Genomic DNA, 15,359 nt, shown 5'->3' with positions numbered 1-15,359 from the left:
TGGCGATTCATCCTAATCGCATTGCGCTTTAGTCCAGTACCTCGACGATGCGGCGCGAGCGCGGCTCGACCAGCACGGTCTCGCCGTTCACGACGGTGTAGCGATAGGTCGTGGCGCCGAAACGTTGCGGCACGTCATAATAGGTGATGCCGGTCTCAGGTAAGGTGGCACCGACCACCACGCGATCCGGAATGCGGAAGGCCGGCACACGTTGTTCGACGACATAGTCACGGAAAGCCGGTCGCTGCTCGACCGCAATCGTCGGCTCGCTGTCGACCACGGCCGGCGCACGTCCCACCGTGACACCGCTTTGCGCCTGCGCCGCCAAAGGCGAACCGATCGCGGCCGCAAGCGCTGCAAGAGCAAGAATCCTGTTCCGCATGCAAAGCTCCTTCGAGAAGTTTTCGGGAAGCGCCAGTGGCGCGACCGGTTGCCAATGCTGCGACGCGCGCGATGTTCCGGAAAATGGCTTGCCGCATTCGTGGCATTTTCAGGCAGATTTCGCGAAGCCGGGAACCCAATCGGCGCTGGTGCGTCTCTACGCGCGGAACCCGGTCCGCTATGATCCGGCCGCGATTCGCCTCAGTCCCCGGAAAGACATTTCATGCACATCACTGTCGCCCACATCTCGCCGCTTCTGTCGCTGCTTGCGGGCGTGCTCATCCTGATCATGCCGCGCCTGCTCAACCTGATCGTCGCGATCTTTCTCATCATCAATGGTGCGATCGGGCTCGGATTGTTGAAGTGGCTCCATCTCTAGGCCTTCATTTTCCGGAACTCTTCGACTTGCGCGGGCCCGCTCAAAGTGGTGTAAGGCCCGCAATTTCCCCTCCCTCTCGCAGGTTGTGTGCAAGCTATGGCCAAAGCCGCCTCGAAGCCTAATAAAACTCCAGCGAAATCAAAGTCTTCCGCTGCCGCGAAAGCCGCGCCGGCAGCCCGCAAGGCGCTGGCCAAGAGTGCCCCGAAGCCGGTCGCCAAGGCCGCAAAGCCCGCCGCCAAGGCTGTTGCAAAGGCTGCTCCCAAGCCTGCTGCAAAGACCCTGACCAAGCCGCTTGCGCCGAAGCCCGCCGCAAAAAAGGCTGCTCCCGCCAAGGCTGCGCCGGCAGCAGTCAAGGCCGGCAAATGGGTGTACACGTTCGGCGACGGCAAGGCCGAGGGCAAGGCCGAGATGCGCGACCTGCTCGGCGGCAAGGGCGCCAACCTCGCCGAGATGGCCAATCTCGGCCTGCCGGTGCCTCCCGGCTTCACCATCCCGACCTCGGTCTGCACCTACTTCTACGCCCACGACAAGACCTATCCGAAGGAGCTGCAGTCGCAGGTTGAGAAGGCGCTGGAGCATGTCGGCAAGTTGACCGGCAGGGTATTCGGCGACACCAAGAACCCGCTGCTGGTCTCCGTGCGTTCCGGCGCGCGCGCCTCGATGCCTGGCATGATGGACACCGTGCTCAATCTCGGCCTCAACGACGAGACCGTGGAGGCGCTGGCGGAGCTCTCGGGCGACCGGCGCTTCGCCTATGACAGCTATCGCCGCTTCATCACCATGTATTCGGACGTGGTGCTCGGCTTCGAGCATCATCATTTCGAGGAAATCCTCGACAGCTTCAAGGACAGTCAGGGCTATTCGCTCGACACCGACCTGTCGGCGGAGGACTGGGTCGAACTCGTCGGCAAGTACAAGGACGCGGTCGCGCACGAGACCGGCAAGGACTTTCCGCAGGATCCGCACGACCAGCTCTGGGGCGCGATCGGCGCGGTGTTTTCCTCCTGGATGAACGCGCGCGCGGTGACCTACCGCAAGCTGCACGATATCCCCGAGTCCTGGGGCACTGCGGTCAACGTGCAGGCCATGGTGTTCGGCAACATGGGCGAGACCTCGGCGACCGGCGTTGCCTTCACCCGCAACCCCTCGACGGGCGAGAGCAAGCTCTACGGCGAGTTCCTGATCAACGCGCAGGGCGAGGACGTGGTGGCGGGCATCCGCACGCCACAGGACATCACCGAGGAGGCGCGGAAAGAGTCGGGCTCCGACAAGGCGTCGATGGAATCGGCGATGCCGGAGGCGTTCAAGGAGCTGACGCGGATCTACACGCTGCTCGAGAAGCACTACCGCGACATGCAGGACATGGAGTTCACGGTCGAGCAGGGCAAGCTGTGGATGCTGCAGACCCGCGGCGGCAAGCGCACCGCCAAGGCGGCGCTGCGCATCGCGGTCGAGCTCGCCAATGAAGGCCTGATCTCGAAGAAGGAAGCGGTGACGCGGATCGATCCGGCTTCGCTCGACCAACTGCTGCATCCGACCATCGATCCCAACGCCAAGCGCGACGTGATCGCAATCGGTCTGCCGGCGTCGCCAGGTGCGGCTTCCGGCGAGATCGTGTTCTCCTCGGATGAAGCCGCCAAGCTTCAGGGCGACGGCCGCAAAGTGATTTTGGTCCGCATCGAGACCAGCCCGGAAGACATCCACGGCATGCACGCCGCCGAAGGCATCCTGACCACCCGTGGCGGCATGACCTCGCACGCGGCGGTCGTCGCGCGCGGCATGGGCAAGCCCTGCGTCTCCGGCTGCGGCACCATCCGCGTCGATTACGGCCGCGGCACCATGAGCATCGGCTCGCGCACCTACAAGACTGGCGACGTCATCACCATCGACGGCTCGCTCGGCCAGGTGCTGGCCGGCCGCATGCCGATGATCGAGCCGGAGCTCTCCGGCGAGTTCGGCACGCTGATGACCTGGGCCGACCAGGTCCGCAAGATCGGCGTCCGCGTCAATGCCGACACGCCGGAGGACGCGCGCACAGCGATCAAGTTCGGCGCCGAAGGCATCGGCCTCTGCCGCACCGAGCACATGTTCTTCGAGGAGACGCGCATCCGGACCGTGCGCGAGATGATCCTCGCCGAGGACGAGCAGGCGCGCCGCGCTGCGCTGGCAAAGCTGCTGCCGATGCAGCGCGCCGACTTCGTCGAGCTGTTCGAGATCATGAAGGGCCTGCCCGTCACGATCCGGCTGCTCGACCCGCCGCTGCACGAGTTCCTGCCGCACACCCATGCCGAGGTCGAGGAAGTGGCGCGCGCCATGAACACCGACCCGCGGCGCCTCGCCGACCGCGCGCGCGAGCTCTCGGAGTTCAATCCGATGCTCGGCTTCCGCGGCTGCCGTATCGCGATCGCCTACCCCGAGATCGCCGAGATGCAGGCGCGGGCGATCTTCGAGGCGGCGGTCGAGGCCGAGAGGCGCACCGGCAAGGCCGTCGGCCTCGAGGTGATGGTGCCGCTGATCGCGACCAAGGCCGAGCTCGATTTGGTCAAGGCGCGGATCGACGCCACCGCCCAGGCGGTGATGCGCGACACCAACACCAAGCTCGGCTACCAGGTCGGCACCATGATCGAGCTGCCGCGCGCCTGTCTGCTCGCGGCCGAGATCGCGCAGTCGGCCGAGTTCTTCTCGTTCGGCACCAACGACCTCACGCAGACGACCTACGGCATCAGCCGCGACGATGCGGCAAGCTTCCTCGGTCCGTACGTGGCGAAGGGCATCCTCTCGGTCGATCCCTTCATCGCGCTCGACCAGGAAGGCGTCGGAGAGCTCGTCAAGATCGGCGTCGCGCGCGGCCGCAAGACCCGCGCTTCGCTCAAGGTCGGCATCTGCGGCGAGCACGGCGGCGATCCCGCCTCCGTCGCCTTCTGCCACAATATCGGCCTCGACTACGTCTCGTGCTCGCCCTATCGCGTCCCGATCGCGCGGCTCGCAGCGGCGCAGGCCGCGCTCGGCAAGGCGATTGCGAGCCAGGCGTAAGGCGAAGCGCAGTTTGAGTTGAGAGAGGCGGGGCCAAACCCCGCCTCTTTCATTTTGCGCTCCGCTACATCCCATCGTCATTGCGAGCGCATGTCGCCACACACTCGCTGTCATCGTCCGGCCTTGACCGGGCGATCCAGTACTCCGAGAGGGGCATGAATAAATCGAGAAGCCGCAGCCCTGGGTGCCCCGGTCAAGCCGGGACATGACACGGCTTGGCGTCGCAGCAGCGCAAACTCACGCGTCCCGTAATGATACGTACGCGCAAGAACTCTCAGCAAGAGTTCCTTCACCATACGCGTTGACCGATTGTTTACCGTTTCACGTGAGGCGGCATTTACCAACGCGCATCATCGCTCCGTGAAAACACCTGCAATCGCTTGAGTGTGCCGCGCGCGCAACGCCGGTTAACGCCCCGGCAACCTAAATTAGTTACTCACGATAAAGATCGAATTGCACGGATGTACTGGGTTCGATCGGAACGGGCGTAAGCGTTGCGTGAGCGTATCGATGTCAGTGTTGCGTAACCATCCGAAGGGCGCGCGGTTCGCGTCCTTCGGAATCGGTCTCTGCATCTTCGCATTGATGCCGAGAGAGACCGGCTATCAGGACATTGCCTCCCTGCTGGCGCGCCAGCCTGGCGTCGCCGAGCGCTGGCAGAAGCAGGTGTTTTCCGCAGCGTCCTCGATCCAGCTCGCGACCTACAGTTTTTCCCGTCCCATCGGCACGTCGGCGCCGCAGAGCGCGATGGTTCGCCTCGCGAGCCTCGACGGCCGCGATGTCACCGGCGCGATTGCCCGCAATCCGGCGCTGCAGGCGCCGCCGCGCTACCAGGCCGCCGATTTTCCCAAGGTCGATCGCTCGCTGAAGGGCGATCGCCTCGCCATCGTCGCGCCTACGCAGGCACCGGAGACGGCAGCGCCGGCCGCGGCACCCGCCCAGGAAGATCCGGCGACTTCGAACAGCTCGGTGTTCGGCGCCAAGACCGCCGCATTGCCGCAAGCAACGTCGCAAGCCATGCCGCAAGCGATGTCGCCGGAGTCCGCAGCTGCGCTCGATCCGGAGCTCGCCGAAGCGCTGCGCGCGCCGCCGCTGCCGCAATACACCAATCCGCCAAAGGCCAGCGACAGCGCGCGTTCGTTTGCGGTCCAGCCGCTCGAAGCGCTGAAGCAGGCGACGCTTCCGGCTGCACCGCCGCGCGATCCCTTCAGCGTCAAGACCTCGAACCTGTTCTTCGGCAGCTCCTCGCTCGGCGGCAATCTCGAGAGCATCGAGAGCTGGCAGCCCGGCGCCGAGCCGCTGATCGTGATGCCCGACCCTGACATGAAGGTGACAGCCTCGCTGACGCCGCCGACCGAAGAGATCGCCAAGGACATCGAAAGCGGCGAGAGCATCGCGCCGAAGGGCGAGGTCAACGCCGACAACCAGCGCGCCAGATCGCCGGCGGAACGGCTCGCGCTCGACGGCAAGTCGCGCGCGAAGTCGGAGAAGTGTCTCGCCGAAGCGATCTACTTCGAATCCCGCGGCGAGGCCGTGCGCGGCCAGATGGCGGTCGCACAGGTCGTGATGAACCGCGTGTTCTCCGGCAAATATCCGGACACCGTGTGCGGCGTGGTCTACCAGAACAAGTATCGGCACTTCGCCTGCCAGTTCACCTTCGCCTGCGACAACAATCCCGACGTGATCCGCGAGCCCGAGATGTGGGACCGCGCCAAGAAGATCGCGAAGGCGATGCTCGACGGCCAGATCTGGCTGCCCGAGGTCGGCAAGTCCACGCACTACCACGCTTACTGGGTGCGTCCGTCCTGGGTTGCCGAGATGAAGAAGATGTACAGGACCGGCGTGCACACCTTCTACCGCCCGCGCGCTTGGGGCGACGGCAGCGAGGAACCGAGCTGGGGCACCCCGGCGCAAACGGCCGCGCTATCGGCCGAACTCGCGCAGGAAGCCAAGAGCTCCGCCGAGATGGGCGTGAGCGAGCGAAGGTAGGACTCTTACCTCGCCCCGCTTGCGGGGAGAGGTCGCCGCGAAGCGGCGGGTGAGGGGGACTCTCCGCGAATTCAATTCTCATCATCTTTGCGGAGGCAGCCCCTCACCCCAACCCTCTCCCCGCAAGCGCGGGGCGAGGGAGTAGACCGCCTCACGCCTCGATATCCAGCGCGCAGTCGAAATTCGGCGCCGAATGCGTCAGTGCACCCGCCGAGGCGTAATCGACACCCGTCGCTGCGATCGCCGCGATCGAGTCCAGTGTGACGCCGCCGGATGCCTCGAGCTTGAGGCGTCCCTCATTCATCCGCACTGCCTCGCGCAGCGTCGCAAGGTCCATATTGTCGAGCAGCACCGCGTCGGCCATTCCGCTGTCGAGCACCTCGCGCAATTGCGCCAGCGTATCGACCTCGATCTCGATCTTGACGAGATGGCCGCCATGGGCACGGGCGCGCTCCAGCACCGCACCGATGCCGCCGGCGACGGCGATGTGGTTGTCCTTGATCAGGATCGCATCGTCGAGACCGAAGCGGTGGTTGAAGCCGCCGCCGCAGCGCACCGCGTATTTCTCCAGCGCGCGCAATCCCGGCGTGGTCTTGCGCGTGCAGCAGATGCGCATCTTGGTGCCTTCGGTGCGCGCGACGTAGTCGGCCGTGAGCGTCGCGATGCCCGAGAGGCGGCCGACGAAATTCAGCGCGGTCCGCTCCGCCGCGAGAATGGCGCGCGCAGGGCCGGAGATCGTCAGCACATGCTGCCCGCGCGTAACGCGCGCGGCGTCGCGGACATGGGCGCGCACCTCGATGTCGGAGGAGAGCTTTTGCAGGGTTGCCAGCGCCAGCGGCAATCCGGCGATCACGCCGGACTGGCGTGCGACCAGGATGGCCTGCGCCTTGGTCGCTTCGGGAATTGTCGCGAGCGAGGTGATATCGCCGGCGCGGCCGAGGTCCTCCGCCAGCGCGCGCTGTACGGCTTCGTCGATCGCGAGCGGCGAGAGGAAGGCGTCGGGATAGAGCAGGGAGGTCGGGGTCATCATCGGCTTCCTTCAGGCGATCATGGGCTCTGCGGTACGCGGCAGCGGACGGTCATTCAGGCTCTCCACGACCTCGCGCGCGGCCGTGAGTGTCGTCATCGTCCGCTGCGCCAGCGCGGGAACGTCCGCGGGGTGGTCGGAGCGGAAATGCGCGCCGCGGCTCTCGCGCCGGGTCCAGGCGGATGTGGCCACCAGCAGAGCCGTCGTCGCCATGTTGCGGATTGCGATGCTCGTTGCTTCGCGCTCGAGCGCGGCGAAGCTGCGCACAGCCTCCGCAAGCCCGTCACTGTTGCGGATCACGCCGACATTGGCGCTCATCGTAGCCCGCAGCCGCCCCATGCTAGCTGCATCCGGTGCGCCGCCGCGTTGTGTCACCGGCACATCGGCAAGTCGGGCGGGCGAGGGGATGGTGCGGCCGGCGATGTCATCGGCGATGCGTGCGGCATAGACCACGGCTTCGAGCAGCGAATTCGAGGCGAGGCGGTTGGCGCCATGCGCGCCGGTGGACGACACTTCGCCGCCGGCCCAGAGCCCGTCGATCGAGCTGCGGCCGCGTTCGTCCACTGCGATGCCGCCCATATGGTAGTGCGCAGCCGGCGCGACCGGGATGGCTTGCCTCGCCGGATCGATGCCGGCGGCAATGCAGCTTGCATGCACGGTCGGGAATTTTTCCGCGAAGCGCGCGCCCAGCGCCGCCCGCGCGTCGAGGAACGCGCCGCGCCCGGCCGCGATCTCGGCGAATACGCCGCGGGCCACGATGTCGCGCGGTGCGAGCTCGGCGAGCGGATGGCGCGCCGCCATGAAGCGCTCGCCATCGCCGTTGATCAGCGTCGCCCCTTCGCCGCGCAGCGCTTCGGTGGCGAGGGGCGCGGGATCGCGGCCGACCATGATGGCGGTCGGGTGGAACTGCACGAATTCGGGGTCGGCGATGACAGCGCCAGCGCGCGCGGCGATCGCAAGGCCGGAGCCGCTGGCCTCGATCGGATTGGTGGTGGCGGCATAGAGATGGCCGATGCCGCCGGTCGCAAGCACCACCGCACGGGACGCGAGCAGGACCGGCCGTGCTGCCGGGTCGCCGGCCTCGCGCAATTGAAGGCCGGTGACGGCGCCGTCCTCCGTCAACAGCGCCTCGGCGACAAAACCCTCGAGCAGGCGGATCGACGGCGTGCGGCGCGCGGCCTCGCTCAGCGCCGCGATGATCGCGGCACCGGCGCCATCGCCGCGTACATGTACGATGCGGCGCGCGGAATGCGCAGCTTCCCGCCCCACCGCGAGCCGGCCTTCGAGATCGCGGTCGAACGGCACGCCATAGCCGAGCAGATCGCGGATTCGCGGTGCAGCCTCGCGCGCGATGCCGAGCGCGATCGTCTCATCGACGATGCCGCCGCCGACGGCAATGGTGTCGGCCGCATGCGCTTCCGCTGTATCGCCTTCGGCCACCGCCGCGGCGATGCCGCCTTGCGCCCAAGCGGACGAAGCGCCTTGTCCGAGCGGCGCCGCCGAGATCAATGTCACTGGGCGCGGCGCGAGCTTGAGTGCGCAGAACAGGCCGGCGAGGCCGCCACCGACGATGACGACGTCGTTGGTGGTGCGGGTGAGATTGTGGATGTTATTTGCCATCGTCTTCTCCATTTGCTCCGCTGTCGTCCCCGCGAACGCGGGGACTCATACGCCGCAGCGGAGCTTGTTGCGCGAAGCTGCTTGTTGCCGGTCTTCGCAAACACGTCTTGCTGTGGTTATCGGTCCCGAATCTGCGCTGCGCTTGTCCGGGACGACAGCGGTGTCTGTTGCTAGTTTTTCAGATTGATCATCCGCTCGACCGATCGCCGCGCGCGCTCCGCGAGCGCGGGATCGATCGTCACCTCCTCGCGGAGTGTCAGCAGGCTCTCCAGGATGTTGGCGAGCGTGATGCGCTTCATGTGCGGGCAGAGATTGCAGGGGCGCAGCATCTCGACATCAGGCAGCTCGGCGCGGACATTGTCGGCCATGGAGCATTCGGTGATCATCACTAGACGTCGCGGCCGCCGCTCGCGGACCCAGTTGATCATGTGCGCGGTCGAGCCGGTGAAGTCGGCTTCTGCCAGCACATCAGGCGGACATTCCGGATGTGCGATGATCTGCACCGACGGATCGGCGTCGCGAAGGCCGCGCAGCTCGGCGCCGGTGAAACGCTCGTGCACCTCGCAGGCGCCCTTCCAGGCGATGATCTTCACGTCGGTCTTCGAGGCGACGTAGGTTGCGAGATAACGGTCGGGCAGGAAGATCACGCTCGGCGCGTTCAGGCTCTCGACCACCTGCACCGCGTTCGACGAGGTGCAGCAGATGTCGACCTCGGCCTTCACCTCCGCCGAAGTGTTGACGTAGGCGACGACGGGCACGCCGGGGAATTTTTCCCGGAGCAGCCGGACGTCGGCACCGGTGATGCTGGCGGCGAGCGAGCAGCCGGCGCGGGTATCCGGGATCAGCACCGTCTTGTCAGGATTGAGCAGCTTTGACGTCTCCGCCATGAAATGCACGCCGCACTGGACGATGATGTCCGCCTTCACCTTGGTGGCTTCGACCGCGAGCTGGAGCGAGTCACCGCCGATATCGGCGACGCAGTGGAAGATCTCCGGCGCCTGGTAATTGTGTGCGAGGATCACCGCGCCGCGCGCCCGCTTCAGCTCGTTGATCGCGTGGATCGTCGGCGCCATCAGCGGCCACTCGATCGGCGGGATCACGTGCTTGACGCGCTCGTAGAGGGGGGCGGTGGCGCGCTCAACCTCCTCCGTCCATTCCAGGGAGGGCATCGGCAGCGCGGGCTCCGTGCGCGGCAGCGCGGCGCGGGGAGTGGTGGTGATTTGGCCCTGAGGCCGGCCGGCAAGATCGTCGGGGCCGTAAAGTCCAGTGATCGGCATGGAAGCCTCCCGTCTATCATATATGCTCTGTATGAGCATATATGAAGCCTGAGAAATCCGGCCCTCAGGGCCGGCAACGATTCGTCAGAGCTTTCGATATACTCAATCTGAGTAAATCTAGGATAGCACCTCATCCGGGAAGCCGCTAGGGCCAACAGCACACATTCTCGTCAAGTCACTCTCCGGCGAGGCCGCAAGGAAACGCAATGCTCCCGGAGCAGCCCTTCGTGGAACGCAAGCGTTTTTGACTTGGGATTTTCATGCAGTTGCATTAAACGCAATGTTGCGGCTGCCTCTTCCGGATCCGCCAACGACGATGAGGACTACCATGTCGACGCAAGCAGGTGAGCTGAGTCCGGTCTCTCGTTCTGCCTCCTGGCGTACGCCGGCGATCATCATTCTCTGCGGCTGCGCCATCGGCATGCTCGGCTTCGGCCCGCGCTCGGCGCTCGGTTTTTTCGTGCAGCCGATGAGCCACGAATTCGCCTGGGGCCGCGACGTGTTCGGTCTCGCTATCGCCGTGCAGAACCTCCTGTGGGGATTGGGCCAGCCGTTCGCCGGCGCGGTCGCTGACCGCTTCGGCCTATTCCGCGTGATGTGCGTCGGTGCGCTGCTCTATGCCGGCGGCCTCTTGCTGATGCGCTATTCCTCGACGCCGCTGTCGCTCAATCTCGGCGCGGGTGTCATGGTCGGCTTCGGCCTTGCCGGCTGCTCGTTCAACCTGGTGCTGTCGGCGTTCACAAAACTGCTGCCGGCGGAGAAGCGCGGTCTCGCGCTCGGCGCCGGCACCGCGGCGGGCTCGTTCGGCCAGTTCCTGTTTGCCCCCATTGGTGTTGCACTGATCGACAATTTCGGCTGGCAGCAGGCGCTCACCGTGTTCGGTTTCCTGATGCTGCTGATCATTCCGCTGGCGCTGGCGCTCTCGACGCCGCCGGTCGCAGCTACGGCGAACGCAGCGCCTGCGGATGAGCAGACGTTTACGAAGGCGCTCGCGGAAGCCTTCGGCCATCGCTCCTACGTGCTGCTGGTGCTCGGCTTCTTCACCTGCGGCTTCCAGCTCGCCTTCATCACCGTGCATCTGCCGGCTTTCCTGGTCGACCGCGGCATCTCCACGCAAACCGGCGGCTGGGTGATCGCGGCGATCGGCCTGTTCAACATCATGGGCTCGCTCAGTGTCGGCTATCTCCAGAACTATCTGCCGAAGCGCTACATCCTGTCCGCGATCTATTTCACCCGCGCGCTCGCGACGCTCGCCTTCATCTCGTTCCCGATCACGCCGTTCTCGGCGATCGCCTTCGGCGCCGTCTCCGGCCTGACCTGGCTGTCGACGGTGCCGCCGACCTCCGCGTTGGTGGCGCTGATGTTCGGCACGCGCTGGCTCGCCACGCTCTATGGCTTTGCCTTCGTCAGCCATCAGGTCGGCGGTTTCCTCGGCGTCTGGCTGGGCGGCATCGTGTTCGAAAAGTTCGGTTCCTACACGCCGATCTGGTGGCTCTCGATCCTGTTCGGTGTGCTGTCCGCGCTGATCAATCTCCCGATCGTGGAGAAACCGGTCGTCCGGACGGTTGCGCAACCGGCCTGATCGGCTAAACATCCCGACAAACAAGTCAGGGAGTTCAGTCGTGGCCACATTCAAGGCGATCCGGATCGACAAGGCGGACAAGGGCACCACCGCGCAGCTTACGCAGTTCGACGAAGCCGAACTGATGGAGGGCGATGTCACCGTTCGCGTGGAATGGTCGACGCTGAACTACAAGGACGGTCTCGCCCTGACAGGCAAGGCGCCGGTGGTGCGCCGCTTCCCGATGATCGCCGGCATCGACTTCGCCGGTACGGTCGAACAATCCTCGCATCCGCAGTGGAAGGCAGGCGACAAGGTGGTCTGCACCGGCTGGGGCATGGGCGAGACCCATCTCGGCGCCTATGCGGAGAAGGCACGGGTCAAGGGCGACTGGTTGGTCGCGTTGCCGCAAGGGCTCTCGGCGCGCGACGCCATGGCGATCGGCACTGCCGGCTTCACTGCGATGCTCTCGGTGCTGGCGCTGGAGAAGCACGGCATCTCGCCGAAGAGCGGCCCTGTGGTGGTGACGGGCGCCGCCGGTGGGGTCGGTTCAGTCGCGACCGCCGTGCTCTCCAAGCTCGGCTACCACGTCATCGCCTCGACCGGCCGCGCCTCCGAGGCGGATTACCTGCAAGAGATCGGCGCGACCGAGGTCATCGACCGCAACGAATTGTCGGGAGCTGCGAAGCCGCTGGCCAAGGAGCGCTGGGCCGGCGGTGTTGACAGCGTCGGCTCCACCACGCTCGCGAATCTCCTGTCGATGACGAAATATGGCGGAGCCATCGCGGCCTGCGGCCTGGCCGCCGGCATGGACCTGCCGTCTTCTGTCGCACCCTTCATTTTACGCGGGGTGTGCCTTCTCGGCATCGATTCCGTGATGTGCCCGCTTCCGCCGCGGAAGGTCGCCTGGCAGCGTCTCGCGTCCGACCTTGATCGAACGAAACTATCTGAAATTGCTCAGGAAATTTCGCTCGACCAAGTTCCCGAATGGGGCGCGAAAATCCTGGCCGGTCAGGTCCGCGGCCGCATCGTGGTAAAAATTGTCTAACGGCGTTTAGACTTTACCAACCGAGCTGCTTCAATGTCGCCATGGTTAGTATGGTAAGCAGCGGGTAAAGAGATAAGGCATCGCCCGCTGCGGGGTTGGTTCGGAGTAGAGCATGCTTGCGCGTATTGTGTTGGGGGCTGTCACGGCGGCGGCGACATTGGCGCCGGCCATCGCTGGAAGCATGAATGCCGACGAGGCGCGCCGCTTCGTGGCGGGCAAGGTGTTCGCCTTCACCTGTTTCGACGGCACCCGGGGCGCCGGCCGCATCCTGGACGACCTCGGCGCTGCCGGCGCCGTGCAGTTCTCGGGTTCGGGCCCGGTGCGCCATCTCCGTCTGCCCGGCAACACGCTCCAGATCCGTGGCCAGAACGTCTGCGCCTCGATCAAGGGCATCCCGTTCGAGCCCTGTTTCAACCTGGAAAAGACCGACGATCGCAGCTTCCGCGGCTCGGTGTCCGGCATGGGCTTCGCCTATTGCGACTTCCACCATCAGGGTGGCAATCAGATGCTGATGGCCCGCGCTGTGGCGCGGCCGCGTTCGCTGCGCTCGTCGGAGCACACCGGGTCCGTCGGCGCCTCCAACACCGAGGTCGCCGCGCGCGTCGAGACGCCGCGCGTCGAGAGCAGCCGGCTCGAGCCGGTGAAGTCGGAGCCCGCCAGGAACGACGCCCCGCTGGAGCTGCGCCGCTCGACGCAGTGAGCTGGATGCGCGAGACCACTCGCGCACTTTGTCGTTGAAGATATTCGTCGATCACCAGGCCGCTGCGCCGTAGTCATACGGGCGGCGGCTTTCATGCGTTGGTAGCGACTTGCGCCCAGTTTGCGAATGGCCGGGGGGCGCAAGGGTTTTACGATGCCGCTGTATTTCTTTCGCATCAGCACCGGCCGCTATTCCGGCGCTGCCGACCAGCCCTATGAATTCGAGGACCGTGCCGCCGCCTGGACCGAGATGACCGAGGTCTGTGCCAATCTGCTCGGCGGCATCGCGCGGAGCCTCAAGCCCAATGCCGAATGGCGTTTGGAGCTGCTCGACGAGAACAAGAAGCCGGTCTTTTGCATAAGCCTGGTCGGCGAGAGCCATCCGCTTCCCAACCGCACCGAGTGAAGGCCGTATCGCACGAGACGACCGCGATGTCGCGCTGCAACACATGATTGCAGGGAAAATAGCGGCCGTCGCCTTGTTCCCGTGGTTTCACGTAGGTTCCTGTTAACGCCTGTTTGCAATGATGGGCGCAATCTTACCGGATAAGAACCAGCCAGCATTGTTGGAATGAATTCCGCCCTGTCGTCCGTCGTGACGAATGCGGCGCGGATGACTTGTGTCTTGCCAGGTATCAGCGGGATTTGTCGTGATGTCGAAGTTGTCGATCGTCTTCAAGCTCCTGACCGTGTTGTCGGTCCTCGTGCTCTCGCTCGCCGGGGTCGGCGTGACGGCAATCGGCACCATGCAGAACATCAACGCCCACACCGTCGACATCGCAGAGAGCTGGCTGCCCAGCGTGCGCGCACTCGGCTCGCTTCGCGCCGACATCAACGAGCTGCGCGTCGCGCTCCGCCTGCACCTGATGCAGGATACTGCCGAAGGCAAGGATGCCGCCGAAAAGCGCCTCGCCTCGCTCCGCGAGCGCATCGAGAAGACACGCAAGGTCTACGAGCCCTTGATCACGTCGTCGGAAGAGCGCGCTCTCTATCAGCAATGGAACGCGGCCTGGCGCGATTATTTGAATGGCGTGCAGGACGTGATGGCCTTGTCGCGAAAGAGCGTTGGCAAGTTCCCGACTGAGGCCAACGAGATGTTGCAGACCAAGGTCGCCAAGATGGCCCAGGCGGCCGATCCGTTGCTCCAGAAGGGCATCGAGATGAACAATCGCGGCGCCGAGTTGGAGACGAAGCAGGCGGCCGACAGCTACGCCATGATCTTCCGTGTGCTGGTCGGCATCATCGTGCTGTCGGTCGTGATCGCGATCGGCGCCGCCTATTATCTCGTGCGCGACGTTTCCCGCGGCATTGCCTCGATCATCAAGCCGATGCAGTCGCTCGGCCAGGGCGATCTCTCGGCCGAGGTGCCGCACCGCGGCGAGAAGACCGAGATCGGCTCGATGGCCGATGCGCTGCAGATTTTCAAGGAAGCGCTGATCGCCAAGAAGGCCGCCGACGAAGCGGCCGCGCGCGATGCCGAGGCCAAGATCGAGCGCGGCCGGCGCGTCGACGCCATCACCCGCAAGTTCGAGGCCATGATCGGCGAGGTCGTCGGCACCGTCTCCTCGGCCTCGACCGAGCTCGAGGCGTCGGCATCGACGTTGACCAGCACCGCGCAGCGCGGGAAGGAGCTCGCGACCGTCGTCGCAGCCGCCTCCGAGGAAGCCTCCACCAACGTCCAGGCGGTGGCCTCCGCCTCGGAAGAGCTGTCGTCCTCCATCACCGAGATCAGCCGGCGCGTGCAGGATTCGGCGCGGATGGCGGCCGAAGCGGTCGAGCAGGCTGCGCGCACCAACGAGCGCGTCAATGCGCTGTCGCAGGCGGCCTCCCGTATTGGCGACGTCGTCGAGCTCATCAACACCATCGCAGGCCAGACCAACCTGCTGGCGCTGAACGCCACCATCGAGGCGGCGCGCGCCGGCGAGGCAGGCCGTGGCTTTGCGGTCGTCGCCTCCGAGGTCAAGGCGCTGGCCGAACAGACCGCGAAGGCGACCGGCGAGATCGGGGCGCAGGTCTCCGGCATCCAGGCGGCGACGCAAGAATCCGTCAGCGCCATCCAGCAGATCGGCGGCACCATCGAGCGGCTGTCCGAAGTGTCGGCGGCGATCGCGGCCGCCGTCGAGGAGCAGGGCGCGGCCACGCAGGAGATCTCGCGCAACGTCCAGCAGGCCTCGGTTGGCACGCAGGAAGTCTCCTCGAATATCACCGACGTGCAGCGCGGTGCGATGGAGACCGGCGAGGCTTCGGTCGAGGTGCTGTCGGCTGCGAAATCGCTCGCAACCGACAGCACGCGGCTGAAGGTCGAGGTCGCGCAGTTCCTGGAATCGGTCCGCGCGGCCTGACGC

General features: G+C 65.6%; 12 protein-coding genes. 8 read left to right on the top strand and 4 right to left on the bottom strand.

Annotated elements, in window-relative coordinates; genetic code table 11:
• Positions 1–28: 28 nt before the first annotated feature.
• Positions 29–382, bottom strand: a complete 354-nt coding sequence (locus JJB99_RS28885) for a DUF1236 domain-containing protein (protein ID WP_200495632.1) — start codon at positions 380–382, stop codon at positions 29–31.
• A gap of 222 nt (positions 383–604) precedes the next feature.
• Between JJB99_RS28885 and JJB99_RS28880 the strand changes: the two genes are divergently transcribed.
• The 3 genes from JJB99_RS28880 to JJB99_RS28870 all read left to right on the top strand — a co-directional run bounded on the left by JJB99_RS28880 (position 605) and on the right by JJB99_RS28870 (position 5,782).
• A complete protein-coding gene (locus JJB99_RS28880; protein ID WP_014497329.1) occupies positions 605–760 on the top strand; it encodes a DUF3096 domain-containing protein in 156 nt (51 codons plus the stop codon).
• A gap of 96 nt (positions 761–856) precedes the next feature.
• On the top strand, positions 857–3,793 hold the full coding sequence (ppdK, locus tag JJB99_RS28875) for a pyruvate, phosphate dikinase (protein WP_200495631.1): 2,937 nt from the start codon (positions 857–859) through the stop codon (positions 3,791–3,793).
• 510 nt (positions 3,794–4,303) lie between these two features.
• A complete protein-coding gene (locus JJB99_RS28870) occupies positions 4,304–5,782 on the top strand; it encodes a cell wall hydrolase (protein WP_200495630.1) in 1,479 nt (492 codons plus the stop codon).
• 151 nt (positions 5,783–5,933) lie between these two features.
• Here the strand turns inward: JJB99_RS28870 and nadC are convergent, their stop codons facing one another.
• The 3 genes from nadC to nadA all read right to left on the bottom strand — a co-directional run bounded on the left by nadC (position 5,934) and on the right by nadA (position 9,706).
• A complete protein-coding gene (gene nadC / locus JJB99_RS28865) occupies positions 5,934–6,812 on the bottom strand; it encodes a carboxylating nicotinate-nucleotide diphosphorylase (RefSeq protein ID WP_200495629.1) in 879 nt (292 codons plus the stop codon).
• Between the two features lie 9 nt (positions 6,813–6,821).
• Positions 6,822–8,429, bottom strand: coding sequence for an L-aspartate oxidase (locus tag JJB99_RS28860; RefSeq protein WP_200495628.1), 1,608 nt, complete (start codon positions 8,427–8,429; stop codon positions 6,822–6,824).
• Between the two features lie 170 nt (positions 8,430–8,599).
• A complete protein-coding gene (gene nadA / locus JJB99_RS28855; protein ID WP_200495627.1) occupies positions 8,600–9,706 on the bottom strand; it encodes a quinolinate synthase NadA in 1,107 nt (368 codons plus the stop codon).
• A gap of 328 nt (positions 9,707–10,034) precedes the next feature.
• Here nadA and JJB99_RS28850 point away from each other — a divergent pair, with 328 nt between their 5' ends.
• From JJB99_RS28850 to JJB99_RS28830, 5 genes are all read left to right on the top strand, one after another.
• Positions 10,035–11,288 carry an MFS transporter gene (locus tag JJB99_RS28850; RefSeq protein WP_200495626.1) on the top strand — a complete coding sequence of 418 codons (1,254 nt, stop codon included), beginning with the start codon at positions 10,035–10,037 and terminating at the stop codon, positions 11,286–11,288.
• A gap of 40 nt (positions 11,289–11,328) precedes the next feature.
• Positions 11,329–12,315, top strand: a complete 987-nt coding sequence (gene acuI, locus JJB99_RS28845; protein WP_200495625.1) for an acrylyl-CoA reductase (NADPH) — start codon at positions 11,329–11,331, stop codon at positions 12,313–12,315.
• A 112-nt stretch (positions 12,316–12,427) separates the two neighbouring features.
• On the top strand, positions 12,428–13,015 hold the full coding sequence (locus tag JJB99_RS28840; protein ID WP_200495624.1) for a hypothetical protein: 588 nt from the start codon (positions 12,428–12,430) through the stop codon (positions 13,013–13,015).
• Between the two features lie 153 nt (positions 13,016–13,168).
• Positions 13,169–13,420 (top strand): DUF6894 family protein, encoded by a 252-nt coding sequence (locus JJB99_RS28835; protein WP_200495623.1) that lies wholly within the window; start codon positions 13,169–13,171, stop codon positions 13,418–13,420.
• A 247-nt stretch (positions 13,421–13,667) separates the two neighbouring features.
• Positions 13,668–15,356, top strand: a complete 1,689-nt coding sequence (locus JJB99_RS28830; protein ID WP_200495622.1) for a methyl-accepting chemotaxis protein — start codon at positions 13,668–13,670, stop codon at positions 15,354–15,356.
• Positions 15,357–15,359 lie beyond the last annotated feature (3 nt).

The organism is Bradyrhizobium diazoefficiens (assembly GCF_016616235.1).
Taxonomy (GTDB): Bacteria; Pseudomonadota; Alphaproteobacteria; order Rhizobiales; family Xanthobacteraceae; genus Bradyrhizobium; species Bradyrhizobium diazoefficiens_H.
Note: the sequence above shows the minus strand (reverse complement) of the source record. Positions and strands in the feature narration are given on the sequence as shown.

Excerpts from the sequence above, each read along its gene's own strand:
- JJB99_RS28870 (WP_200495630.1), top strand. The coding sequence starts at position 4,304 with ATGTCAGTGTTGCGTAACCATCCGAAGGGCGCGCGGTTCGCGTCCTTC.
- nadC (WP_200495629.1), bottom strand. The coding sequence starts at position 6,812 with ATGATGACCCCGACCTCCCTGCTCTATCCCGACGCCTTCCTCTCGCCG.
- JJB99_RS28885 (WP_200495632.1), bottom strand. The coding sequence starts at position 382 with ATGCGGAACAGGATTCTTGCTCTTGCAGCGCTTGCGGCCGCGATCGGT.
- JJB99_RS28835 (WP_200495623.1), top strand. The coding sequence starts at position 13,169 with ATGCCGCTGTATTTCTTTCGCATCAGCACCGGCCGCTATTCCGGCGCT.
- nadA (WP_200495627.1), bottom strand. The coding sequence starts at position 9,706 with ATGCCGATCACTGGACTTTACGGCCCCGACGATCTTGCCGGCCGGCCT.
- JJB99_RS28860 (WP_200495628.1), bottom strand. The coding sequence starts at position 8,429 with ATGGCAAATAACATCCACAATCTCACCCGCACCACCAACGACGTCGTC.
- JJB99_RS28880 (WP_014497329.1), top strand. The coding sequence starts at position 605 with ATGCACATCACTGTCGCCCACATCTCGCCGCTTCTGTCGCTGCTTGCG.
- ppdK (WP_200495631.1), top strand. The coding sequence starts at position 857 with ATGGCCAAAGCCGCCTCGAAGCCTAATAAAACTCCAGCGAAATCAAAG.
- JJB99_RS28850 (WP_200495626.1), top strand. The coding sequence starts at position 10,035 with ATGTCGACGCAAGCAGGTGAGCTGAGTCCGGTCTCTCGTTCTGCCTCC.
- JJB99_RS28840 (WP_200495624.1), top strand. The coding sequence starts at position 12,428 with ATGCTTGCGCGTATTGTGTTGGGGGCTGTCACGGCGGCGGCGACATTG.
- JJB99_RS28830 (WP_200495622.1), top strand. The coding sequence starts at position 13,668 with ATGTCGAAGTTGTCGATCGTCTTCAAGCTCCTGACCGTGTTGTCGGTC.